This is a genomic window from Streptococcus mitis (genome assembly GCF_047462815.1).
Lineage (GTDB): Bacteria > Bacillota > Bacilli > Lactobacillales > Streptococcaceae > Streptococcus > Streptococcus mitis_DO.
Window position 1 is genome coordinate 37113 of the sequence record NZ_JASHFB010000001.1, and the last position, 24700, is coordinate 61812.

A 24700-nucleotide genomic window follows, 5' to 3' on the forward strand; every position below is an offset into this window, starting at 1 on the left:
GTAGTATTCTTGAGTTTGAAAATTATCCCATGTTTGCAGGTGCCAAATGGCCCTTTTTTTGGTATAATTTTTTATAATGAAAACGATTGGTAATCGCTATGTTGTGGTGGATTTAGAGGCAACTAGCACAGGTAGTAAGGCTAAAATTATCCAAGTGGGAATTGTCGTGATTGAGGACGGAAAAATCGTTGATCACTATACGACGGATGTCAATCCACATGAACCCTTAGATGCTCATATCAAAGAACTGACAGGATTGACAGACCAACGTCTGGCGCAAGCACCTGATTTTTCGCAAGTTGCTAGAAAAATCTTTGACTTGGTGGAGGATGGGATTTTTGTAGCCCATAATGTTCAGTTTGATGCCAATCTCTTGGCGGAAAATTTATTTTTTGAAGGCTATGAACTAAGAAATCCTCGTGTTGACACGGTCGAATTGGCCCAGGTCTTTTTTCCTGAACTGGAAAAATATAGTTTGCCGATTTTGTGTCGAGAATTAGGAATTCCTCTAAAACACGCCCACACAGCCCTTTCAGATGCCCAAGCTACTGCGGAATTACTTCTTTTTTTACGAGAAAAGATGGCCCAACTTCCTAAAGGACTCTTGGAACGCTTGCTGGAAATGGCTGACGCTCTCTTATATGAGTCCTACCTGGTTATTGAAGAAATTTATCGCAACCAATCTATCCTGACTTCTTCAGATCTATTTGAAGTTCAAGGACTATATTTCAAGAAAACTGCAGCTCCTCTGAAGCCGCGAAAATTATCTCAAGATTTTTCTAAGAATATTTCTCTGTTGAACCTTGAAGTGAGGGAGGAACAAGAAAGTTTTGCTAAAGAGATTAGCTTGCTATTGAAAGATGAGCCTGTTTCATTAATTCAAGCCCCGACTGGGATTGGGAAAACCTATGGCTATCTCTTACCTGCTTTGTCCCAAGTGGAAAATCGTCAGATTGTCCTTAGCGTTCCGACAAAGATTCTTCAAAATCAGATCATGGAAGAAGAAGGTAAACGTCTTAAGGATGTGTTCCATATAGATATCCATAGTTTAAAGGGACCGCACAATTATCTGAAGTTGGATGCCTTTTATCATTCCTTGCAGAAAAATGATGAAAATCGCTTATTTAGACGCTTTAAAATGCAACTCTTGGTCTGGCTGACTGAGACAGATACAGGAGATTTGGATGAAATTGGGCAACTCTACCGTTACCAACATTTTCTGACAGATCTTCGTCATGACGGGAATTTATCATCAAAGAGCTTATTTGTGACGGAAGATTTTTGGAAACGTAGTCAAGAAAGGGCACAAACCTGCAAGCTTTTAGTGACCAATCATGCCTATCTTGTAACCAGACTAGAAGATAATCCTGAATTTGTCAGCGATCGTTTATTGATTATTGATGAAGTTCAAAAGATCTTGTTGGCTATAGAAAATCTACTTCAAGAGACCTACGATATCCAGTCTATTATCGATTTGCTTGATAAGGCTTTACTGGACGAGCAAAATAAGGTTCAGCAACGAATACTAGAAAGTATTCGCTTTGAGTGTCTTTACTTGATAGAACAATTTCAGTCTGGAAAATCTCGGAAAAATATCTTAGATTCTCTTGCCAATCTCAACCAGTATTTTTCAGAATTAGAAGTAGAAGACTTTGAGGAGTTGGTTCGCTATTTTACAGCTGACCGAGATTACTGGCTTGAAGCAACTGAAACGAGTCAAAAGAAAATTCAGATTTCTTCTACAAAATCAGGTCGTATTCTTCTATCTTCTTTAGTGCCTGATTCATGTCAAGTCTTGGGAGTGTCGGCTACTCTTGAGATTAGTCAGAGAGTTTCTTTGGCAGACCTTTTAGGCTATCCTGAAGCTAAATTTGTCAAGATTGAAGCTGGTAAAAAACAGAATCAAGAAGTGGTCTTGGTCAAAGATTTCCCTCTGGTGACAGAAACTTCCTTAGAAGTCTATGCCAAAGAGGTAGCTGATTTGCTGATGGATGTTCAAGCTTTCCAACAACCGATTTTGGTTCTCTTTACTGCTAAAGATATGCTTCTAGCAGTATCGGATTTACTTCCAGTTAGCCACTTGGCCCAGTATAAAAATGGGGATGTTCATCAGCTAAAGAAACGCTTTGAAAAAGGTGAACAACAAATTCTGCTTGGTGCAGCAAGTTTCTGGGAGGGAGTTGACTTTTCAAGCCATCCTTTTGTGATTCAAGTTGTACCAAGACTTCCTTTCCAAAATCCTCAAGAGCCCTTGACGAAAAAAATCAATCAGGAATTGATTCAAGAAGGGAAAAATGCCTTTTATGATTATCAATTGCCAATGGCTATTATTCGTTTAAAACAGGCTTTGGGAAGAAGTATGAGACGCGAACACCAACGTTCCTTAACTCTCATTCTGGATAGGAGAATTGTCGGAAAGAGATATGGCAAACAAATAGTGGTATCTCTCGCAAAAGAAGCGACTGTTAAAACCCTCTCTCGGTCTGAAGTTAATGAAGCTATTGATAAATTTTTAAATGAACTTTGATAAATAGTATTGTATGAAAGTATAAGGTTAGTGTATATGAAACGTTCTCTCGACTCTAGAGTCGATTATAGTTTGCTATTGCCAGTATTTTTTCTACTGGTTATTGGCGTGGTGGCTATCTATATAGCTGTTAGTCATGATTATCCAAACAATATTCTGCCCATTTTAGGGCAGCAGGTCGCATGGATTGCCTTGGGGCTTGTGATTGGTTTTGTGGTCATGCTCTTTAATACAGAATTTCTTTGGAAAGTGACCCCCTTTCTGTATATTTTAGGCTTGGGACTTATGGTCTTGCCGATTGTCTTTTATAATCCAAGCCTAGTGGCATCAACAGGTGCCAAAAACTGGGTATCGGTAAATGGTGTTACCTTGTTCCAGCCGTCAGAATTTATGAAGATATCCTATATCCTCATGTTGGCTCGTGTGATTGTCCAGTTTACAAAAAAACATAAGGAATGGAGACGAACAGTTCCACTGGACCTCTTGTTGATTTTTTGGATGATTCTCTTTACCATTCCAGTCCTAGTTCTTTTGGCACTTCAAAGTGACTTGGGGACGGCTTTGGTTTTTGTGGCTATTTTCTCAGGAATCGTTTTATTATCAGGGGTTTCTTGGAAAATTATTATTCCAGTATTTGTGACTGCTGTAACAGGAGTTGCTGGTTTTCTAGCCATTTTTATCAGTAAGGGTGGTCGGGCTTTTCTCCATCAACTGGGGATGCCGACCTACCAAATTAATCGAATTTTGGCTTGGCTCAATCCATTCGACTTTGCCCAAACAACCACTTACCAGCAGGCTCAAGGACAGATTGCCATTGGAAGCGGTGGCTTGTTTGGACAAGGTTTTAATGCTTCTAATCTGCTTATTCCAGTTCGTGAGTCGGATATGATTTTCACGGTGATCGCAGAAGATTTTGGCTTTATTGGCTCTGTCCTTGTTATCGCCCTTTACCTCATGCTCATTTACCGTATGTTGAAGATTACTCTCAAATCAAATAACCAGTTCTACACCTATATTTCCACAGGTTTGATTATGATGTTGCTCTTCCACATCTTTGAGAATATCGGCGCTGTGACGGGCTTGCTTCCTTTGACTGGGATTCCACTGCCTTTTATTTCGCAAGGGGGATCGGCTATTATCAGTAATTTGATTGGTGTTGGCTTGCTTTTATCGATGAGTTACCAGACTAATCTAGCTGAAGAAAAGAGTGGAAAAGTCCGATTCAAGCGGAAAAAGGTTGTATTAAAACGAATCAAATAAGGAGAAAATCATGGTTAAAGTAGCAGTTATGTTGGCTCAGGGCTTTGAAGAAATTGAAGCTTTGACAGTTGTGGATGTTTTGCGTCGAGCAAATATCACTTGTGATATGGTTGGTTTTGAAGAGCAAGTGACGGGTTCACATGCAATCCAAGTCACAGCAGATCGTGTCTTTGAGGGTGATTTATCAGACTATGACATGATTGTTCTTCCTGGAGGGATGCCTGGTTCTGCACATTTGCGCGATAATCAGGCCTTGATTAAAGAATTGCAAAGTTTCGAACAAGAAGGAAAGAAACTGGCAGCCATTTGTGCGGCGCCAATTGCCCTCAATCAAGCAGGGATATTGAAAAATAAGCAGTACACTTGCTATGATGGCGTTCAAGAGCAAATCCTTTATGGTCAATATGTCAAGGAAACAGTAGTGGTAGATGGTCATTTGACAACCAGTCGAGGTCCCTCTACAGCTCTTGCTTTTGCTTACGAGTTGGTAGAGCAATTAGGAGGAGACGCAGAGGGGTTACGAATTGGAATGCTCTATCGAGATGTCTTTGGTAAAAATCAATAAAATGGGAGTTAATCTCTCGTTTTTTTATGTGGAAAACTCAGGGAAATCATCGCTTTTTTAACGAAAAAATGGTATAATGAAAGCTATGAAATATCACGATTATATCTGGGATTTAGGTGGAACTTTACTGGATAATTATGAAACTTCAACAGCTGCATTTGTTGAAACATTGGCACTGTATGGTATCAGACAAGACCATGACAGTGTCTATCAAGCTTTAAAGGTTTCTACTGATTTTGCAATTGAGACATTCGCTCCCAACTTAGAGCATTTTTTAGAAAAGTACAAGGAAAATGAAGCCAGAGAGCTTGAACACCCGATTTTATTTGATGGAGTTTCTGACTTATTGGAGGATATTTCAAATCAAGGTGGGCGTCATTTTTTGGTCTCTCATCGAAATGACCAGGTCTTGGAAATTTTAGAAAAAACCTCCATAGCAACTTATTTTACGGAAGTAGTGACTTCTAACTCAGGCTTTAAGAGAAAACCAGATCCTGAGTCTATGATTTATTTAAGAGAGAAGTATCAGATTGATTCTGGGCTTGTCATTGGTGATCGGCTGATTGATATCGAAGCAGGTCAAGCTGCAGGATTGGATACCCACTTGTTTACCAGTATCGTGAATTTAAGACAAGTATTAGACATGTAAGAAAAAGGAATAAGATGACAGAAGAAATCAAAAATCTGCAGGCACAGGATTATGATGCCAGTCAAATTCAAGTTTTAGAGGGCTTAGAGGCTGTTCGTATGCGTCCAGGGATGTATATCGGGTCAACCTCAAAAGAAGGTCTTCACCATCTAGTCTGGGAAATTGTTGATAACTCAATTGACGAGGCCTTGGCAGGATTTGCCAGCCATATTCAAGTCTTTATTGAGCCAGATGATTCAATTACTGTTGTCGATGATGGGCGTGGTATCCCAGTCGATATTCAGGAAAAAACAGGCCGACCTGCCGTGGAAACTGTCTTTACTGTCCTTCACGCTGGAGGAAAGTTTGGCGGTGGCGGCTACAAGGTTTCAGGTGGTCTTCACGGAGTGGGGTCCTCAGTTGTTAACGCCCTTTCAACTCAATTAGATGTTCATGTCCACAAAAACGGAAAGATTCATTACCAAGAATACCGTCGTGGTCATGTTGTCGCAGACCTTGAGGTGGTTGGAGATACAGATAAAACGGGAACAACAGTTCACTTTACACCAGACCCAGAAATCTTCACTGAAACAACAACCTTTGATTTCGATAAATTAAATAAACGGATTCAAGAGTTGGCCTTTCTAAATCGTGGTCTTCAAATCTCCATCACAGATAAGCGTGAGGGGTTAGAACAAACTAAGCATTACCACTATGAAGGTGGGATTGCTAGTTACGTTGAATATATCAACGAGAACAAGGATGTGATTTTTGATACACCAATCTATACAGACGGTGAGATGGATGATATCACAGTTGAGGTAGCCATGCAGTACACAACTGGTTACCATGAAAATGTCATGAGTTTCGCCAATAATATTCATACACATGAAGGTGGAACGCATGAACAAGGTTTCCGTACAGCCTTGACACGTGTTATCAACGATTATGCTCGTAAGAATAAGTTACTAAAAGACAATGAAGACAACCTAACAGGGGAAGATGTTCGCGAAGGCTTAACTGCAGTTATCTCAGTTAAACACCCAAATCCACAGTTTGAAGGACAAACTAAGACCAAACTGGGGAATAGCGAAGTGGTCAAGATTACCAATCGTCTCTTCAGTGATGCCTTCTCCGATTTCCTCATGGAAAATCCACAGATTGCCAAACGTATCGTAGAAAAAGGGATTTTAGCTGCTAAGGCTCGTGTGGCTGCCAAGCGTGCGCGTGAAGTTACTCGTAAAAAATCTGGTTTGGAAATTTCCAACCTTCCAGGGAAACTAGCAGACTGTTCTTCTAACAATCCTGCTGAAACAGAACTCTTCATCGTCGAAGGAGACTCAGCTGGTGGATCAGCCAAATCTGGTCGTAACCGTGAATTTCAGGCAATTCTTCCAATCCGCGGTAAGATTTTGAACGTTGAAAAGGCAAGTATGGATAAGATTCTAGCTAACGAAGAAATTCGTAGTCTTTTCACAGCGATGGGAACAGGATTTGGCGCAGAATTTGATGTTTCAAAAGCTCGTTACCAAAAACTCGTTTTGATGACCGATGCCGATGTCGATGGAGCCCACATTCGTACCCTTCTTTTAACCTTGATTTATCGTTATATGAAACCAATCCTAGAAGCTGGTTATGTTTATATCGCCCAACCACCAATCTATGGTGTCAAGGTTGGAAGCGAGATTAAAGAATACATCCAGCCAGGTGCAGATCAAGAAATCAAACTCCAAGAGGCCTTGGCACGCCACAGTGAAGGACGTGCCAAACCAACCATTCAGCGTTATAAAGGTCTGGGTGAAATGGATGACCACCAATTGTGGGAAACAACCATGGATCCTGAACATCGCTTGATGGCCAGAGTTTCTGTGGATGATGCTGCAGAAGCAGATAAAATCTTTGATATGTTGATGGGGGATAGAGTAGAGCCTCGTCGTGAGTTTATCGAAGAAAATGCTGTCTATAGTACACTTGATGTCTAAAAAATCGGGAGAAGTAGTTCCCTTGGTCTAAAAAATATGATATAATCATTACGATTGTTTCAAGTAAAAAAGGAGTTTAATATGTCTGCTAGACTAGTAATTTATTTGATAATTGCAGTTGCAGTTTTATTGGTCATTGCCTATGCTATCGCAATCTATGTAAGGAAACGCAATGAAAGTAAACTAGCAATTTTAGAAGAGAAAAAAGAAGAGCTTTACAATCTTCCAGTTAATGATGAAGTTGAAGCTGTAAAAAATATGCACTTGATTGGACAAAGTCAGGTGACTTTCCGTGAATGGAACCAAAAATGGGTTGACTTATCTCTTAACTCTTTTGCCGATATCGAAAATAATCTTTTCGAGGCAGAAGGTTATAACAACTCATTCCGTTTTTTCAAGGCCAGTCATCAAATTGATCAAATCGAGAGCCAAATTACCTTGATTGAAGAAGATATTGCAGCAATTCGCAATGCCTTGGCAGATTTGGAGAAACAAGAGTCTAAAAATAGTGGACGTGTTCTTCATACCTTGGACTTGTTTGAAGAGTTGCAACACAGAGTTGCTGATCATTCTGAAGAATATGGACAAGGTTTGTCTGAAATCGAAAAACAATTGGAAAATATCCAATCAGAGTTTTCTCAGTTTGTAACTTTAAATTCGTCAGGTGACCCAGTAGAAGCTGCTGTGATTTTGGATAATGCTGAAAATCATATCTTGGCTTTGACACATATTGTTGATCGTATACCAGCAGTTGTAACAACATTATCTAAAGAGCTACCTGATCAGTTGGAAGATTTAGAAGATGGCTACCGTAAGCTTTTAGATGCTAATTATTATTTTGCTGAAACGGATATCGAAGCTCGTTTCCAATTGCTTTATGAAGCTCTCAAGAAAAATCATGAGAATATTGCGAAACTAGAATTGGATAATGCAGAGTACGAAAATACTCAAATCCAAGAAGAGATTAATGCACTTTATGATATCTTTACAAGAGAAATTGCGGCACAGAAAGTGGTAGAAGGTTTAGTAGCAACACTTCCTACTTATCTTCAACACATGAAGGAAAATAATGCTTTATTGATAGAAGACATTGAGCGTTTGAGTAAAAGTTATTTACTTTCTGAATCGGATGCAAGTCATGTTCATAGATTGCAAGCTGAGTTAGAGTCTTTGGAAGAATCTGTATTAGAATTAACTTCAGAACAAGAGGAACATTCTGAGCCATATTCATTACTTGAAGAACGTTTGGAAAACTTACAAGCGACTTTGAAAGAAATTGAGGATGAACAAGTTGAACTTAGTCAACGTCTTGCTCAGATTGAAAAAGATGATATCAATGCACGTCAAAAGGCAAATGTATATGTTAATCGTCTCCATACCATCAAGAGATATATGGAAAAACGGAATCTTCCAGGTATTCCTCAGAATTTCTTACAGTTGTTCTTTACAGCAAGTAACCATACAGAAGAGTTAATGGCTGAACTTGAAGAAGCACAGGTCAATATCGAAGTTGTAAATCGCATGCTTGAGATTGCAACGAATGATATGGAAGCTTTAGAAACGGAAACTTATAATATTGTTCAGTATGCAACCTTGACAGAACAACTATTGCAATATTCTAACCGCTATCGCTCATTTGATGAACGTATTCAAGAAGCATTTAACGAAGCTTTAGATATTTTTGAAAAAGAATTTGATTATCGCGCTTCATTTGACAAGATTTCTCAAGCATTGGAAGTGGCAGAGCCTGGTGTAACCAACCGCTTTGTTACCTCGTATGAGAAAACACGTGAAACAATTCGTTTCTAAAATAATAAAAAAGATTTGGTTTTGTGAGAAGCAGAACCAAATCTTTTTTATTATTTGTCTATAAAATCTTGTATGATAAGATCTCAAGATAAAAAATTGGAGACGATTTAAAAAGCAAGTCAGAACCTATGTTTGGTCTATAAGGTTCAATAGCTTTCTAATCTCTCCAAAATTTTACTTGATTGGAATCGAAATCCCAATTAATTTTTCTGAATAGAGGGTTTTGATATTGGCTTCATCAATAGAGTCCTTATCAATTTTACGTTTCAAGAAAAATTCTTGGATGGCTTCGATTTCAGTTTCTCGAATAGCACGGTGTTTATTTGAGATGAGGATTTCATAGTGAAGCGGAGCTTGGGTAAAAATAACATCTGTATTTCCAGCAGAATAGACCTCAACAAGGGTTGCATCTGTACTCTCTAGCTGGCTTTTTACAAGTTGCGAGTGTGAGTTTGTCGTATTGATAAGCTTCATAACATTTCCTCCGATTTTCTAATACTATTATAGCACTTTTTGAATAAAGTAGCTTGATTTAGTCAATCTTATGCTGTTTTTTCCAAGATTGAATGGCCCATTTATGGCTACCACGTTTGAGATTTTCAATAGCCTCATCAATAGGGAACCAGGCAATATGATTAAAGTCTTCTAGTGGTTTTTGAACTTCCTTGAAAGATGTCGCTTCATAGAGGTAGGCAGGATTGTAGTAGTAGGTATCACGGTGACGAGAGTAGAAATATTCGTCAGCTTGTCCGTAATAGACACCAATTTCAGCTGTGAATCCAAGCTCTTCAATCAATTCACGTTTTAGGGCTTCCTGATGATTTTCCCCTGCTTCAATTTCGCCACCTGGTAAGAACCAAGCACCATTAGGAGCTTGAACTAAAACTATTTGTTTTTGTTCAGCGTCAGGGATAACTGCATACACTCCATAGCGTGCAACATAGTCTGTATTCGCTTTTTTTTCTCCGAAAGTTGGGTTTGCCATTGCATTTTCCTCATTATCTAGTATCGTTATTATTATCATAATGGACAAAGAGCAAGCTGTCAAGAAATTACAGTTATTTTAGTAAAAAAGAAGCAGAAAATTTTCATTTTCTACTTCTTTTCTATAGTATTTATTTTTCTGTCTCAGAAGTTTTAACTTCTGCTTTTTTGGCAGATTTGATTTGAATCTTGCCCTTGCTGGTCATAACTGCCTTTAGGTCTTTTTCACTTGGATTTTCAAGGTAGTAGTCAGTGATTGCGTCTTCAATATAGTCTTGAATAGTACGACGAAGTGGGCGTGCTCCCATTTTTGGATCATAACCGAGGTCAACTAATTTTTCCTTGACCTTGTCAGTTACATCTAAATGAATGTTGTTGCTAGAGAGGCGCTTGTTAACGTCTGCTAGCATAAGCTCGACAATCTGAAGGAGGTTATCCTTGCTGAGAGCCTTAAATTCGATAATACCATCAAAACGGTTCATAAACTCTGGGCTAAAGAAGTTACCGAGTTCACCGAGAACAGAATTGGTACGTCCTTCTCTAGCAGCACCAAAACCAACGCTGGCTTCAGCCTTACCTGTCCCTGCATTTGAGGTCATGATAATGATGGCATCCTTGAAGCTAACGGTACGTCCTTGCCCATCTGTCAAACGACCATCGTCCAAGACCTGGAGGAACATGTGCATAACATCTGGATGGGCTTTCTCTACTTCATCCAAGAGAATAAGAGAATATGGATTGCGGCGAACTTTTTCAGTTAATTGCCCAGCCTCATCGTAGCCAACATAACCTGGAGGGGCGCCGACCAACTTAGCCACACTGTGTTTTTCCATATATTCACTCATGTCAAAGCGAATCATGCTATCAGCAGAACCAAAGAGTTCGATAGCTAGTTGTTTGGAAAGTTCTGTCTTACCGACACCAGTTGGTCCGACAAAGAGGAAGCTTCCAATTGGACGGTTTGGCGTACCGAGACCGACACGATTCCGGCGAATAGCCTTGGCAATCTTATCGACTGCATCATCCTGTCCAATAACATGAGACTTGAGGTCTTCAGCTAGATGGATGAGTTGAGATTGTTCTTTCTCTTTCAAATCACCAACAGGGATATTGGTTTTCTGCTCGATAATGTGCTCAATGGTTTTCTCACTGATGATAGGAGTATCTTGGTCTGTGACCTTTTTCTTTTGCATTTCCTTATACTTGGCAATCTGGTCACGGAAGTAGGCGGCCTTCTCAAAATCTTCCTCTCGTGTAGCTTGAGATTTAAGATTTTCAGCCTCAATCAAGCGTTGATCAATTACTTTAGGATCCACAAAATTCAAGGTCAAGTTCATTTTAGAACCAGCTTCATCTAGGAGGTCAATGGCCTTGTCAGGCAAGAAGCGATCTTGGATGTAGCGATTGGAGAGAGTTGCAGCTGCTTCAATTGCAGCATCGGTATACTGAACGTGGTGGTAGTCTTCGTATTTTTTTTGAATTCCTTTGAGGATAGTGATTGTTTCTTTCACTGTTGGTTCATCGACCTTAACAGGTTGCATACGACGCTCTAGGGCAGCATCCTTTTCAATGATACGGTATTCATTGAGGGTAGTTGCACCGACCAGTTGCAGTTCCCCACGAGCAAGGGCGGGCTTGAGGATATTTCCTGCATCCATATTGCCATCGCCCGCAGAACCAGCACCGACAATTTCATGGATTTCATCGATAAAGAGGATGATGTCCTCACGTTTGCGAATTTCTTCCATGAGTTTTTGCATGCGTTCTTCAAATTGTCCACGAATACCCGTTCCTTGAACCAAGCTAACCACATCCAGACGGATGACTTGTTTACCTTGGAGTTTATGTGGAACATCGCCATCAACAATTTTCTGAGCTAGACCTTCGACAACGGCCGTTTTTCCGACACCTGGTTCACCGATAAGAACAGGATTATTCTTGGTTCTGCGATTGAGAATCTCGATGACACGGATAATCTCATCATCGCGTCCAATAACGGGATCTATATCTCCACGACGAGCAATTTCAGTTACGTTGATACCAAATTCTTCCAGCAGGCCTTTTTCTTGGCTTGGAGGCGGAGTTTGAGCAGATCCACGATTTTGGGAGCCATAACCGCCGTTTCCACCATAACCTCCACCTGATTGGGTTGGGGGAGTAGGAGGAGTATTGTTAGAAGGTCTGAAATTGTTTAGATCATTGAAGAAATCACCAAAAGGATCAAAGTCACGATTGTTCAGATCCGTCATACCTTTGAAGAGGCTATTGTTAGGATCAGTCTTGATAATCTTGTAGCAGTTTTGACAGAGGTCAATTTGTTTTTGCTTTCCATTGAGATTGGTATAAAGATGAATCGTTGAGTCATTGATTTTACAGTTTTGACAAAGCATACATCTACCTCATTTCTTTCTTTAGCCTGACCTGTCCAAAGGTCAAAAATAGTCAAATTTCTATACTCTCATTATAACAGGATTGGGGTGTAAAGCAAGTAAAAAGATTGCAGCTTTGAGAAGTTGTTACAATGAAGATCTTTGTGGATTTGGACTATAAAAAAATCCTATTTGTGAGACAAAAAGGATTTTGGTTAGACATGCAGGGACAATCCCAGCTTGTTTTACATTAGTAAAGGAGTTCGTAAATCTCCATTGCAATTAAGTCAATGCTATCAAACGTATAAGTTTCGCGAGCTTCGACATCACGAAGGGTAAAGATTGAGCCGTTTTCTTCGTCGTGGCTGTATGCAACTTCTGCAACAACGACTCCTTCGCGTTCAAAATTACGTTTTAAATTTCCGCCGTCTTTTGCCATTGCTTCAAGGCGGTTGATGATTCTAACCAAATGTGATTCCATTTTGATTCTCCTTCATTTCTTATCGTTACTATTTTACCATAAAGGAGGCCAACTTGACTAGAAAAAACTAAGATTTCTCGCTAATTCTACCAGCTGAAAGTTTTTTTTGAATAAATCGGATAAAAAGTTTGAATTTTAATTCAATACATGTTATAATCATACAGTATTCTATTTTAGAAAGCAGTGTGACTATGAATTTTTCTTTTTTACCTAAGTATTTACCTTATTTTAACTATGGGGCTGTTGTGACGGTTCTCATTTCTATCTGTGTTGTCTTTTTGGGAACTATTTTGGGTGTTGTCTTGGCTTTTGGGCAACGTTCAAAGTTTAAACCGCTTGTTTGGCTTGCAAACTTGTACGTTTGGATTTTCCGCGGGACGCCGATGATGGTTCAGATTATGATTGCTTTTGCTCTAATGCATATCAATGCTCCGACTATTCAGGTTGGGATTTTGGGTGTTGATCTTTCTCGTCTGATTCCAGGGATTTTGATTATTTCTATGAACAGTGGTGCCTATGTTTCTGAGACTGTTAGGGCCGGGATTAATGCGGTTCCTAAAGGTCAGTTAGAGGCGGCTTATTCTTTAGGGATTCGTCCTAAAAATGCGATGCGCTATGTGATTTTGCCACAAGCAATCAAAAATATCTTGCCAGCTTTGGGGAACGAATTTATCACGATTATCAAGGATAGTTCTCTCTTATCAGCTATCGGTGTCATGGAGTTGTGGAATGGGGCTACAACAGTTTCTACAACAACCTATCTACCTCTGACACCACTTTTATTTGCAGCCTTTTACTACTTGATTATGACTTCTATTTTGACAGTGGCCTTGAAAGCTTTTGAAAAACGTATGGGACAAGGAGATAAGAAATAATGACAGAAACCTTGATAAAAATTGAAAATTTACATAAATCCTTTGGAAAGAATGAAGTATTGAAGGGCATCAACCTCGAGATTAAAAGAGGAGAAGTTGTCGTTATCATCGGTCCTTCAGGGAGCGGGAAATCTACCTTGCTTCGCTCTATGAATTTGTTGGAAGAAGCGACCAAGGGGAAGGTTATCTTTGAGGGAGTCGATATTACGGACAAGAAGAATGACCTCTTTGCCATGCGTGAGAAGATGGGCATGGTTTTCCAACAATTTAATCTCTTTCCTAATATGACTGTGATGGAAAATATCACCTTGTCTCCTATCAAGACCAAAGGTGAAAGTAAGGAAGTTGCTGAGAAGAGAGCCCAAGAACTTTTGGAAAAAGTTGGTTTACCAGATAAGGCAACTGCTTATCCACAGAGTTTGTCAGGTGGCCAGCAACAACGGATTGCTATTGCGCGTGGGTTGGCTATGGAACCAGATGTTTTGCTCTTTGACGAGCCAACTTCAGCCTTGGATCCTGAAATGGTAGGTGAGGTATTGGCTGTTATGCAAGACCTTGCCAAGTCAGGGATGACTATGGTTATCGTAACACATGAGATGGGATTTGCCCGTGAGGTGGCAGATCGTGTCATCTTTATGGCAGACGGTGTGGTTGTTGAAGATGGGACACCTGAGCAGATTTTTGAACAAACCCAAGAACAACGGACTAAAGACTTCTTGAGTAAGGTTTTATAATCTATTTTAAAATTTCAAGACAAGATTAGTGAAAAGCTCGACCCGAGCTTTTTCTTATAGTTTGAAACTATAGGATTGCCTAGGAAAGAAGTGTTAGAGGGGACTGGCAGTTTTTGGTATAATGGAAGATATTTGAAAGAAAAGAGAAGTGATATGACACAGATTATTGATGGGAAGGCTCTAGCAGCTAAGTTACAAGGACAGCTGGCTGAAAAGACTGAAAGATTAAAGGAAGAAACGGGGCTAGTACCTGGTTTGGTAGTGATTTTGGTTGGGGACAATCCTGCCAGCCAAGTCTACGTTCGTAACAAGGAGAGGTCAGCCCTTGCGGCTGGTTTCCGTAGTGAAGTTGTGCGAGTTCCAGATACCATTACTCAAGAGGAATTGTTAGACTTGATTGCCAAATACAATCAAGATCCAGCTTGGCATGGAATTTTGGTCCAGTTACCATTACCAAAACATATTGACGAAGAGGCAGTTTTATTAGCTATTGATCCTGAAAAGGACGTAGATGGTTTCCATCCCCTAAACATGGGACGCCTTTGGTCTGGTCATCCAGTCATGATTCCATCAACACCTGCAGGAATTATGGAAATGTTTCATGAATATGGAATTGATTTAGAAGGTAAAAATGCGGTGGTCATCGGTCGTTCAAACATTGTTGGAAAACCCATGGCCCAGCTTCTTTTGGCAAAGAATGCTACAGTTACCTTGACTCACTCACGCACCCATAATCTCGCTAAGGTTGCTGCAAAAGCGGATATTCTTGTTGTAGCAATTGGTCGTGCTAAGTTTGTGACTCCTGATTTTGTCAAACCAGGTGCGGTAGTCATTGACGTTGGGATGAATCGTGATGAAAATGGTAAGCTCTGTGGGGATGTGGATTATGAGGCAGTTGCCCCACTTGCTAGCCATATTACGCCAGTCCCTGGAGGTGTTGGTCCTATGACCATTACTATGCTGATGGAACAAACTTATCAAGCAGCACTTCGGACATTGGATAGAAAATAAGAGAAAAATCGCTGAAGAGAGTGTATTTTCTATAGCTATATCTGAAATGGCAGAAATGAGTATTAAATTTTAGAAATAAGTTTATAAAAGGAGGTCTGCGCCTCCTTTTTGTTGTATAATGGAGTGAGGTGATTAGATGATTTTAAAAATTTATAATGGGGAATATAGTTTACAATGGGATGGAATATACTACTTAGCACTAATTGATTATCCAAATATTCAAGAATGGGAATTAGAAAAAATTGCTAAATTTATAGCTTACGAAAAACTTCATAAACGTCAAACAAGTATTGAGTGTGCTGATTCTTGTTTAAAAAAAGAGATTTTAGATTACATCTTTCAGCATCCCTTTCTGCCACCATTTACCCCTACAGATAAAAGAGTAGCCTCGACTTATGATCTACATAAGAGGTTAGTGACTTCAGACTACTGTAGTCATACTACGACTATAGATGCAGCGATTTCTATCTTTAAAACAGGTCAGCTCTTATCTGCTGTGAAAGCCTTTGGGCGAGATGCTGAGGAGTTGGTTTTGGATAGTCGAAATGCTGCATCGGATCCGATAGATTATTTTGACTATGTCATGTTAGGATGGTCAAATACAAGTTCTGGTTATCGATTAGCGATGGAGCGTTTATTAGGTCGAGCTCCTTCAGAGAAAGAATTACAAGACAAGTTTATTCCTGGAGTGAGCTTTCATTTTATCTATACAGATTTGATTAAACTTACTGGTTATATTTTTGATGGCTACCATGTTGCAAAAATTAAGGACATGTTGAATTTATTTAGTGAGTTGTATATTTGCATTATTCCAACTCATAATAAGAGCCAATTTGAAAATATTATTCCAAGTCAATTACTAGATAGGGTGTATTATCTTGACCATGATGGAGAAGGTTTGGAAGAGTGGAATAAAAAAGTGTATCGGATTGTCTTAAAACAATCAGGTAAAGGATAGTTGAGGAAAAAAGGATGAAAGTGATTGATCAAGCTCTACTAGAAAAAGTTATTATTGAACGTTCTCGTACCAGCCATAAAGGGGACTACGGTCGTCTGCTGTTGCTGGGTGGGACTTATCCTTATGGTGGTGCTATCATCATGGCTGCTTTGGCAGCTGTTAAAAGTGGAGCTGGTTTGGTGACTGTTGGAACAGATAGGGAAAATATCCCAGCTTTGCACAGTCATTTACCTGAGGCTATGGCCTTTTCTCTTCAAGACCAGCAATTGTTAAAAAAGCAATTGGAGAAGGCAGAAGTTGTCTTGCTGGGGCCTGGTTTACGGGATGATGCTTTTGGAGAAGATTTAGTCAAAGAGGTCTATACTAGCTTAAGACAGAATCAGATTTTGATTGTAGACGGAGGTGCTTTGACTATTCTTGCTAGAATAAGTTTGTCATTTCCGTCTAACCAGCTTATCCTAACTCCCCACCAAAAAGAATGGGAAAAGTTGTCTGGTATTGCTATTGAAAAGCAAAACGAAGATGCAACGGCTAGTGCCCTAACTTCCTTCCCTCAAGGAACAATTTTGGTAGAGAAAGGTCCAGCTACTCGTATTTGGCAAGCTGGCCAATCTGATTATTACCAGTTACAGGTTGGCGGTCCCTATCAGGCGACTGGGGGAATGGGAGATACTCTGGCTGGAATGATTGCAGGATTTGCAGGCCAGTTTAAACAAGCCAGCCTTTATGAGCGTGTAATCGTAGCGACTCATCTTCATTCAGCCATAGCCCAAGAACTAGCTCAAGAACATTATGTGGTATTGCCGACGGGAATCAGCAGTTATCTTCCAGAAGTAATGAAAAATGTCTCAAAATAGGCTGGGCTAGAATTTAATTTGAGTGAGAAATTTAGAAAAATTTTCCACGATAAAACGCATAATATCAAGTTTTTTAATACTTGATATTATGCGTTTTTGACTTTAAAGTTTTTTGCTCTGTCTCTATTTTGGAGCAATCTTTTGCTCAGTATGTTTTATAATTTCTCGTTGATAAAACGAATAAACTGATTCCACCAAACTTTTAAGAAGAAAGCTTTTTCAACTTTCTTTTCCGCTATCATTTCGAAACTAGGACGTTCTGTGGTAATGTAACCTTGACCAATCAAGTCCTTGTCTTCATAAGTCAAATGTCCAACTACTGTTCCGGCTTCAAGTGGTGCTGGGATTGCTTTAGAATTGGGAGTGAATTGAACAGATTGGGAAGATTGACTTCCAACACGTTCAATTAGATAGATATCATCTGGGGCCACTGCAGTGACCGTATCTTCTTTTCCATCTTGTACAGGGGCTTTGCTATCTTGATAGGCATCGCCTTTTTGCACGATTTTATGAAGTGTAAATGTAGAAGAAATATAATCCATTAGTGAAGATGTAGCTGTAAAACGAGCGTAAGGATTATTGTCTTGATGGTCTGCATTTAAGACGACTGTGATGACTCTCATGCCTTTTTCGACAGTAGTACCAACAAAAGATTCACCAGCTTTGTCTGTTGTTCCTGTCTTAAGTCCGTCAAAACCACCGCGATGAGCAGGCATGCCTTCTAACATGTAGTTAGTCGAAGTGATTGTCATTCCAGCAAAAGTAGAAGACGGTTTTTTGGTGATTTCCAAGACTTGTGGGTACTTTTTGATGAGATTGCGAGCAACGATAGCAACATCATAAGCACTGAGCTTGTTTTCATCATCTTTTTTTGAGCCTGGGTAAATGTTATCCCCTAGAGTTTCATTGTTAAGACCTGTCGTATTGACAACAGTAGCATCTTGAATTCCCCATTCCAAGAGTTTTGCACGCATCATATCAACAAAGTCTTTCTCTGAACCAGCAATTTTCTCTGCTAAGGCAATAGCAGCACTGTTAGCACTAGATACTAGGGTTGCTTCAAGTAGTTGTTCGACGGTATAATTACGAGCTTCCATAGGAACATTACTGGCTTCGGAATTTGTCGTTAATTGATAAGGATAGTCAGAAATATCTACTGGGGTAGATAATGTAATACTTCCGTTTTCCAAGGCTTCATAGACAAGATAAACCGTAATCAATTTTGTGATGGAAGCAATTTCGACAGGTTGAGTTGCATCTTTCTCATAGAGAATTTTACCAGTATTTGCCTCAACAGCAATGGCATGTTTAGCAGCAATATTAAAATCTTGAGCAGCAACAGTAGATGCTGAGCCAATTACGGATAGGGTTAATAGAGTTAAAATTATTTTTTTCATAGTAAGTTTATTCTAACATAAAGAAAAAAATATTCCCAGTTTCATGATATAAGAAAGAAGCTTTTTTGAAAGTATGGTAAAATAGATGAATGGAGGTACCTCATGTTTCGTAAGAATAAATTATTTTTTTGGACCAGTGAGATTTTACTATTAACCATTATCTTTTATTTATGGAGAGAGATGGGAGCGATTATTACACCTTTTGTAAGCGTTGCAAACACTATAATGATTCCCTTTCTTTTAGGTGGCTTTTTATATTATTTGACCAATCCTATTGTAAATTTTTTACAAAAGTATTTCAAAATTAACCGTATCATTGGTATTCTACTAACCTTGTGCGCCTTGGTTTGGGGGCTAGTTATTGGGGTAGTCTATCTCTTACCGATTTTGATTAATCAGCTGACAAGTTTGATTGCAACAAGTCATAGTCGTTTGCAAGATTTGATTGTGGATTTATCTACTTATCCAGCCTTTCAAAATTTAGATATTCAAGCGACGATTCAACAGTTAAATCTCTCCTATGTAGATATTCTACAGAATATCCTAAATAGTGTAACGAATAGTGTTGGAAGTGTCCTATCTGCGCTCTTTAGTACTGTTTTGATTATTATCATGACCCCTGTATTTTTAATTTATTTTTTGTTAGATGGTCACAAGTTCTTGCCGATGCTTGAACGTACTGTTTTAAAGCGAGACAAGTTGCATATTACAGGTCTTTTAAAAAATTTGAATACTACAATTGCTCGCTATATTAGTGGAGTCGCAATTGATGCCATTATTATCGGTTGTTTGGCCTTTATCGGATATAGCGTGATTGGTTTGAAATATGCTTTGGTCTTTGCCATCTTTTCAGGATTGGCCAATCTCATTCCTTATGTGGGACCAAGTATTGGCTTGATTCCGATGATTATTGCCAATGTCTTTACGGATCCTCATAGAATGCTAATTGCAGTTGTTTACATGCTAATCATTCAACAAGTGGATGGAAATATCCTCTACCCTCGAATCGTTGGTGGCGTGATGAAAGTCCATCCAATAACAATTTTAGTATTACTTTTGTTATCAAGCAATATCTATGGGGTCATTGGCATGATTGTCGCAGTACCAACCTATTCTATCTTAAAAGAAATTTCTAAGTTCTTATCACGTTTGTATGAAAATCATAAAACAATGAAAGAACGAGAAAGAGAATTAGCTAAGTAAAAGTCAGGAATTTCCTGATTTTTCTTTTTCTTTAGGTAAATTATAGAAGTAGAAGTGCCATTTAGATTAGCCGATTAAGAATAATTCACAAAAACTTTGTAAAACACTTGCAATTTAGCTGAAATTTGATAAAATAGTAAGGAAAGTTAGACTGTATTGCCTACTGTCTATCTATAAAATATATTTTATTGGAGGCTTTTACTCAAATGGCAAAAGAAAAATACGATCGTAGTAAACCACACGTTAACATTGGTACTATCGGACACGTTGACCACGGTAAAACTACCCTAACTGCAGCTATCACAACTGTTTTGGCACGTCGCTTGCCTTCATCAGTTAACCAACCTAAAGACTATGCGTCTATCGATGCTGCTCCAGAAGAACGCGAACGCGGTATCACTATCAACACTGCGCACGTTGAGTACGAAACTGAAAAACGTCACTACGCTCACATCGACGCTCCAGGACACGCGGACTACGTTAAAAACATGATCACTGGTGCCGCTCAAATGGACGGTGCTATCCTTGTAGTAGCTTCAACTGACGGACCAATGCCACAAACTCGTGAGCACATCCTTCTTTCACGTCAGGTTGGTGTTAAACACCTTATCGTCTTCATGAACAAAGTTGACTTGGTTGACGACGAAGAATTGCTTGAATTGGTTGAAATGGAAATCCGTGACCTATTGTCAGAATACGACTTCCCAGGTGACGATCTTCCAGTTATCCAAGGTTCAGCTCTTAAAGCCCTTGAAGGTGACACTAAATACGAAGACATCGTTATGGAATTGATGAACACAGTTGATGAGTACATCCCAGAACCAGAACGTGACACTGACAAACCATTGCTTCTTCCAGTCGAAGACGTATTCTCAATCACTGGTCGTGGTACAGTTGCTTCAGGACGTATCGACCGTGGTATCGTTAAAGTCAACGACGAAATCGAAATCGTTGGTATCAAAGAAGAAACTCAAAAAGCAGTTGTTACTGGTGTTGAAATGTTCCGTAAACAACTTGACGAAGGTCTTGCCGGAGATAACGTAGGTGTCCTTCTTCGTGGTGTTCAACGTGATGAAATCGAACGTGGACAAGTTATTGCTAAACCAGGTTCAATCAACCCACACACTAAATTCAAAGGTGAAGTTTACATCCTTACTAAAGAAGAAGGTGGACGTCACACTCCATTCTTCAACAACTACCGTCCACAATTCTACTTCCGTACTACTGACGTTACAGGTTCAATCGAACTTCCAGCAGGTACTGAAATGGTAATGCCTGGTGATAACGTGACAATCGACGTTGAGTTGATCCACCCAATCGCCGTAGAACAAGGTACTACATTCTCTATCCGTGAGGGTGGACGTACTGTTGGTTCAGGTATGGTTACAGAAATCGAAGCTTAATTCGATTTAGTTCCCAGAAGAACAATTATTTAAGTCAGACACTAAAAGAATCTTGCTTTGCAAGGTTCTTTTTTCTGATATTGAACTAAAATTGAAGAATTGTTTACATAAAAAAGCTCTATACACTAGATGTGCATAGAGCAATTGGGCTTTATTTGATATAGAGTTCTTGATTTTTTAGGATAATTTCACGGACACTTGCGAATTTCTTGAGTTTTTTAAGCTCTTCTGGATGAGTGACTAGAGTGATAACATAACCTTCTTTGCCCATACGGCCAGTACGGCCAGCACGGTGTGTGTAGGTTTCGATATCTCTCGGGACATCAAAGTTTACAACACATTCTAGGCTATCGATATCAATTCCACGAGCCAGAAGGTCAGTTGCAAGAAGCAGGGTTAGTTGCTTGTCTTTAAACTTTTCTAAGATGACTTTTCTAAATTTGACATTGACATCACTAGCGAGGGAAACAGCCAAGATATCCCGATACTGTAGTTTTTCTTCTGCACTTCCAAGGTCTGACAGGCTGTTAAAGAAGACTAGTCCGCGGAAATCCACAACATGAGCCAGTTTTCGTAGCATATCAACACGGTGACGTTGGTCTACCTGCATGTAGAAATGCTGGATGTTGTCCAATTTTTGGTCAGAAAGATCAATGGTACGTGTGTTAGGCGCAATCTTTTCTTGGTCAAACTTGGTTGTCGCACTCATATAGACAAGTTGGTGGTCACGAGGTGCGTAGTGAGTTATTTTCTCAACAAAATGAATTTGAGAATCATCAAGCAATTGGTCAAATTCATCCAGGATGATGGTTTCTACGTTCATCATCTTGATTTTTTTCAATTTAATCAGTTCAAAGATACGGCCAGGGGTTCCAATCAGAATTTCTGGTCCTTTTTTTAGGCGTTCAATCTGGCGTTTTTGACTCGAACCTGATAAGAAGAGTTGGGCAGTTAAACCGATAGCTTCTGACCACGTTTTACATACGTCAAAAATCTGTCCTGCAAGCTCCGTATTTGGTGCTAGAATCAAGAGTTGTTGGGATTTTTTCTTTTGTAGTCTGAGAAGACTTGGTAGAAGGTAAGCTAGGGTCTTACCAGTTCCTGTTGGGCTCACTCCTAGGAGGTTTTCTCCAGCAAGAAGGGGCTCAAATAGTTGAGTTTGAATGGGAGTGAATTCTTGAAAACCGAGTTGGTCACTCAGTTCTTGCCATTCAGTCGGTAGTTTGTTTTTCATTTTTCTGCCTCAAATCTAATGCCAGCAGTCTGGCGCATAGTATATAGTAGCTCATGAACTGAACTTGCATCTTCCAGCCAAGTTTGGTAGAGATTCAGATCTGGTTGCTGGATCATGTGTGCAAATGCAGCGACTTCCTCAGTCATCGTATGATGAGCCTGTTGGATAGGGAGTTGGACTTGATTGCCTTGATGGTCGGTAAAAATAGCCGAGCGAACATGCTCAATCGTGTTGAGAGTCAAGGTTCCATCTGTTGTGTAAATTTCGCAAGGAAGATTGGAAGTGATGTTTTTTCCAGCCTTGATATGAACTTGATAGTCAGGGTAGAAGAGAATTCCGTCTCCATTTAGGTCAATGCTATTGTCAAGCTGTTGCCCCTGATAGGTTGCATCCTTAGCTTTTCCAAAGAGACGAACGGCAGCGTAGAGAGGATAAATCCCCAAATCCATAAGCGCTCCACCAGCAAAACGATCTGAAAAGACATTTGGTGTCTCCCCAGCCAACAAGTTAGGCATTTTGGAAGAATACTTGGCATAGTTGAAATCTGCCCCTAAAATTTGCTTGTCTGCTAAAAAGTTTTTGATAGTTGTAAAAGCTTTTTCATGGTAATTGCGAGCTGCTTCGAAGATAAAACAGTGATTTTTCTCAGCTGTATGTCTCAAATCTAGCCATTCTTGTGGCTGAGTGACAGCTGGCTTTTCAAGAATGACATGTTTACCTGCAGACAATGCAGCTTTTGCCTGAGCAAAATGCAAGGAATTTGGACTGGCAATATAGACTACATCAAAGGAGCTCTTGAAGAAGTCCTCTACTTGATCAAAGAGTTGGATATCCTGATAGCGAGAAGCAAAGGTTGCTGCAGTTTCTAGTTTTCTAGAATAGACTGCAACCAGCTTGTATTCTCCACTGGAATGGGCTGCTTCTACGAAGTGGTGGCTGATAGCCCCTGTTCCGATGACACCTAATTAAGCATAGTTACTCCTTTTTCGATTTCAAATCCTTCTTTCATTATAACATAGATAGACAGGACTATCCAACAGAGGGGAAAAAATTTCAAATAAGCTACTAGGTCTTTTCCAAAGAAAGTGGTACAATAATGAGATGAGTAAATGAAATGGGAGGGAAAATGAGGTTATTACCTATAAGAAAAATATCACGTCAGTCTAAGAGGCTAGCGCTTTTTTTGACTTTTTGTGCAGGTTATGTAGATGCCTATACGTTTATTGTGCGAGGGAATACTCTTGTAGCTGGACAAACTGGGAATGTCGTCTTTCTTTCAGTAGAATTAATTCAAAATAATGTTTCAGATGTTAGGGACAAGGTTCTCACCTTGTTAGCTTTTATGATGGGAGTCTTTCTATTAACAATTTATAAGGAAAAATTGAGAATTGTGAAAAAGCCAATTTTGTCATTGCTTCCTTTAGCAATCTTATCAATCATTATTGGTTTTGTGCCGCAGACTGTAGATAATATCTATCTAGTACCGCCCTTGGCCTTCTGTATGGGATTGGTGACAACTGCTTTTGGAGAAGTGTCGGGTATTGCCTATAATAACGCTTTTATGACAGGGAATATCAAACGGACCATGCTGGCTTTTGGAGATTATTTCCGAACCAAGCACACACCTTTTTTGCGTGAAGGATTCATATTTGTTAGCCTGCTTAGTAGTTTTGTCCTTGGCGTTGTCTTTTCGGCTTATTTGACGATTTTCTATCATGAAAAGACCATTCTTGGTGTTCCTATTATGATGAGCATTTTTTACCTCAGCATGCTTTTTGCCTCTTGGCAGAAAAAAGTAAAAGAAAAAGCTTCATTTTAGGTGTTATTACTTGTAAGAAAATAGGAGATATGCTATACTTGAAGAGTTGACTATGCACATTCCTGTGCAACCGCACGAACATCGTTGCTCGTCGTATAACAAATTTAAACTTCGTCATTGTCGCCTTGCCTAACATAAGTTATGCCTTCGGCTCAATTCCTAGTTTATTATTTCTTATACTTAGAGCTCTTCTTTTAAGTGGTTCGTCCCACGATGCTAGGCGAGTCTTCACAAAAAATTCGGGGAAACCCATAAAAATCATAGGAGGTGCATAATGAGCACATACGCAATTATCAAAACTGGCGGAAAACAAGTTAAAGTTGAAGTTGGTCAAGCAGTTTACGTTGAAAAATTGAACGTTGAAGCTGGTCAAGAAGTTACTTTTAACGAAGTTGTTCTTGTTGGTGGTGAAAACACTGTTGTCGGAACTCCACTTGTTGCTGGAGCTACTGTAGTTGGAACTGTTGAAAAACAAGGAAAACAAAAGAAAGTTGTTACTTACAAGTACAAACCTAAAAAAGGTAGCCACCGTAAACAAGGTCACCGTCAACCATATACAAAAGTTGTCATCAACGCAATCAACGCTTAATTTTAAGGAGAACAC

Annotated in this window: 22 protein-coding genes and 1 other annotated feature; of the genes, 15 read left to right on the plus strand and 7 right to left on the minus strand. The window is 39.5% G+C overall.

The genetic code is table 11. The annotated features are described in order from the left end of the window. Window positions 1-76 precede the first annotated feature (76 nt). The 6 genes from QM865_RS00175 to ezrA all read left to right on the plus strand — a co-directional run bounded on the left by QM865_RS00175 (window position 77) and on the right by ezrA (window position 8771). On the plus strand, window positions 77-2527 hold the full coding sequence (locus QM865_RS00175) for a bifunctional DnaQ family exonuclease/ATP-dependent helicase (protein WP_414305752.1): 2451 nt from the start codon (window positions 77-79) through the stop codon (window positions 2525-2527). Between the two features lie 36 nt (window positions 2528-2563). Continuing rightward, window positions 2564-3787, plus strand: a complete 1224-nt coding sequence (locus QM865_RS00180) for an FtsW/RodA/SpoVE family cell cycle protein (protein WP_414305753.1) — start codon at window positions 2564-2566, stop codon at window positions 3785-3787. 10 nt (window positions 3788-3797) lie between these two features. Further along, window positions 3798-4352 (plus strand): DJ-1 family glyoxalase III, encoded by a 555-nt coding sequence (locus tag QM865_RS00185; protein ID WP_414305754.1) that lies wholly within the window; start codon window positions 3798-3800, stop codon window positions 4350-4352. 85 nt (window positions 4353-4437) lie between these two features. After that, a complete protein-coding gene (locus QM865_RS00190; RefSeq protein WP_414305755.1) occupies window positions 4438-5001 on the plus strand; it encodes an HAD family hydrolase in 564 nt (187 codons plus the stop codon). A 14-nt stretch (window positions 5002-5015) separates the two neighbouring features. Next, window positions 5016-6962, plus strand: a complete 1947-nt coding sequence (gyrB, locus tag QM865_RS00195; RefSeq protein ID WP_000134040.1) for a DNA topoisomerase (ATP-hydrolyzing) subunit B — start codon at window positions 5016-5018, stop codon at window positions 6960-6962. 81 nt (window positions 6963-7043) lie between these two features. Continuing rightward, the gene (gene ezrA, locus QM865_RS00200; RefSeq protein WP_414305756.1) at window positions 7044-8771 is read left to right on the plus strand and encodes a septation ring formation regulator EzrA; all 1728 of its coding nucleotides are present in this window, start codon (window positions 7044-7046) and stop codon (window positions 8769-8771) included. 174 nt (window positions 8772-8945) lie between these two features. On the opposite strand, the gene QM865_RS00205 is transcribed toward ezrA, so the two are convergent. From QM865_RS00205 to QM865_RS00220, 4 genes are all read right to left on the minus strand, one after another. After that, window positions 8946-9245 carry a DUF1827 family protein gene (locus tag QM865_RS00205; protein ID WP_000767197.1) on the minus strand — a complete coding sequence of 100 codons (300 nt, stop codon included), beginning with the start codon at window positions 9243-9245 and terminating at the stop codon, window positions 8946-8948. Between the two features lie 58 nt (window positions 9246-9303). Next, on the minus strand, window positions 9304-9756 hold the full coding sequence (locus QM865_RS00210; protein ID WP_050239640.1) for an NUDIX hydrolase: 453 nt from the start codon (window positions 9754-9756) through the stop codon (window positions 9304-9306). A 130-nt stretch (window positions 9757-9886) separates the two neighbouring features. Then, on the minus strand, window positions 9887-12145 hold the full coding sequence (locus QM865_RS00215) for an ATP-dependent Clp protease ATP-binding subunit (RefSeq protein ID WP_261037671.1): 2259 nt from the start codon (window positions 12143-12145) through the stop codon (window positions 9887-9889). A gap of 229 nt (window positions 12146-12374) precedes the next feature. After that, on the minus strand, window positions 12375-12605 hold the full coding sequence (locus QM865_RS00220; RefSeq protein WP_000443570.1) for a DUF1797 family protein: 231 nt from the start codon (window positions 12603-12605) through the stop codon (window positions 12375-12377). Window positions 12606-12796: 191 nt separating this feature from the next. On the opposite strand from QM865_RS00220, the gene QM865_RS00225 reads away from it, so the two are divergent. From QM865_RS00225 to QM865_RS00245, 5 genes are all read left to right on the plus strand, one after another. Beyond that, window positions 12797-13480 carry an amino acid ABC transporter permease gene (locus tag QM865_RS00225; protein ID WP_001011642.1) on the plus strand — a complete coding sequence of 228 codons (684 nt, stop codon included), beginning with the start codon at window positions 12797-12799 and terminating at the stop codon, window positions 13478-13480. After that, a complete protein-coding gene (locus QM865_RS00230; protein WP_000140957.1) occupies window positions 13480-14214 on the plus strand; it encodes an amino acid ABC transporter ATP-binding protein in 735 nt (244 codons plus the stop codon). The genes QM865_RS00225 and QM865_RS00230 overlap by 1 nt, the downstream gene beginning before the upstream one ends. 153 nt (window positions 14215-14367) lie before the next feature. Next, window positions 14368-15225, plus strand: coding sequence for a bifunctional methylenetetrahydrofolate dehydrogenase/methenyltetrahydrofolate cyclohydrolase (locus QM865_RS00235; protein ID WP_414305757.1), 858 nt, complete (start codon window positions 14368-14370; stop codon window positions 15223-15225). Window positions 15226-15361: 136 nt separating this feature from the next. Continuing rightward, window positions 15362-16183, plus strand: coding sequence for a phosphate ABC transporter ATPase (locus tag QM865_RS00240; RefSeq protein WP_261053912.1), 822 nt, complete (start codon window positions 15362-15364; stop codon window positions 16181-16183). A gap of 14 nt (window positions 16184-16197) precedes the next feature. Next, on the plus strand, window positions 16198-17040 hold the full coding sequence (locus QM865_RS00245; RefSeq protein ID WP_261053913.1) for an NAD(P)H-hydrate dehydratase: 843 nt from the start codon (window positions 16198-16200) through the stop codon (window positions 17038-17040). Window positions 17041-17195: 155 nt separating this feature from the next. On the opposite strand, the gene pbp3 is transcribed toward QM865_RS00245, so the two are convergent. Continuing rightward, a complete protein-coding gene (gene pbp3 / locus QM865_RS00250) occupies window positions 17196-18437 on the minus strand; it encodes a D-alanyl-D-alanine carboxypeptidase PBP3 (RefSeq protein WP_414305758.1) in 1242 nt (413 codons plus the stop codon). 102 nt (window positions 18438-18539) lie between these two features. Here pbp3 and QM865_RS00255 point away from each other — a divergent pair, with 102 nt between their 5' ends. Further along, the gene (locus tag QM865_RS00255; protein WP_414305759.1) at window positions 18540-19640 is read left to right on the plus strand and encodes an AI-2E family transporter; all 1101 of its coding nucleotides are present in this window, start codon (window positions 18540-18542) and stop codon (window positions 19638-19640) included. Window positions 19641-19846: 206 nt separating this feature from the next. Then, on the plus strand, window positions 19847-21043 hold the full coding sequence (tuf, locus tag QM865_RS00260; protein WP_001040726.1) for an elongation factor Tu: 1197 nt from the start codon (window positions 19847-19849) through the stop codon (window positions 21041-21043). A 151-nt stretch (window positions 21044-21194) separates the two neighbouring features. On the opposite strand, the gene QM865_RS00265 is transcribed toward tuf, so the two are convergent. Then, entirely contained in the window at window positions 21195-22277 is a 1083-nt protein-coding gene (locus QM865_RS00265; protein ID WP_414305760.1) for a DEAD/DEAH box helicase, read from the minus strand. Then, window positions 22274-23233 (minus strand): Gfo/Idh/MocA family protein, encoded by a 960-nt coding sequence (locus tag QM865_RS00270; RefSeq protein WP_414305812.1) that lies wholly within the window; start codon window positions 23231-23233, stop codon window positions 22274-22276. The genes QM865_RS00265 and QM865_RS00270 overlap by 4 nt, the downstream gene beginning before the upstream one ends. 158 nt (window positions 23234-23391) lie before the next feature. Here QM865_RS00270 and QM865_RS00275 point away from each other — a divergent pair, with 158 nt between their 5' ends. Together QM865_RS00275 and rplU are read left to right on the plus strand one after the other, a co-directional pair. Continuing rightward, entirely contained in the window at window positions 23392-24096 is a 705-nt protein-coding gene (locus tag QM865_RS00275; RefSeq protein WP_414305761.1) for a YoaK family protein, read from the plus strand. Between the two features lie 58 nt (window positions 24097-24154). Further along, window positions 24155-24334, plus strand: a sequence feature (ribosomal protein L21 leader region). 36 nt (window positions 24335-24370) lie between these two features. Next, window positions 24371-24685, plus strand: a complete 315-nt coding sequence (gene rplU / locus QM865_RS00280) for a 50S ribosomal protein L21 (protein WP_000109141.1) — start codon at window positions 24371-24373, stop codon at window positions 24683-24685. Window positions 24686-24700: the final 15 nt, after the last annotated feature.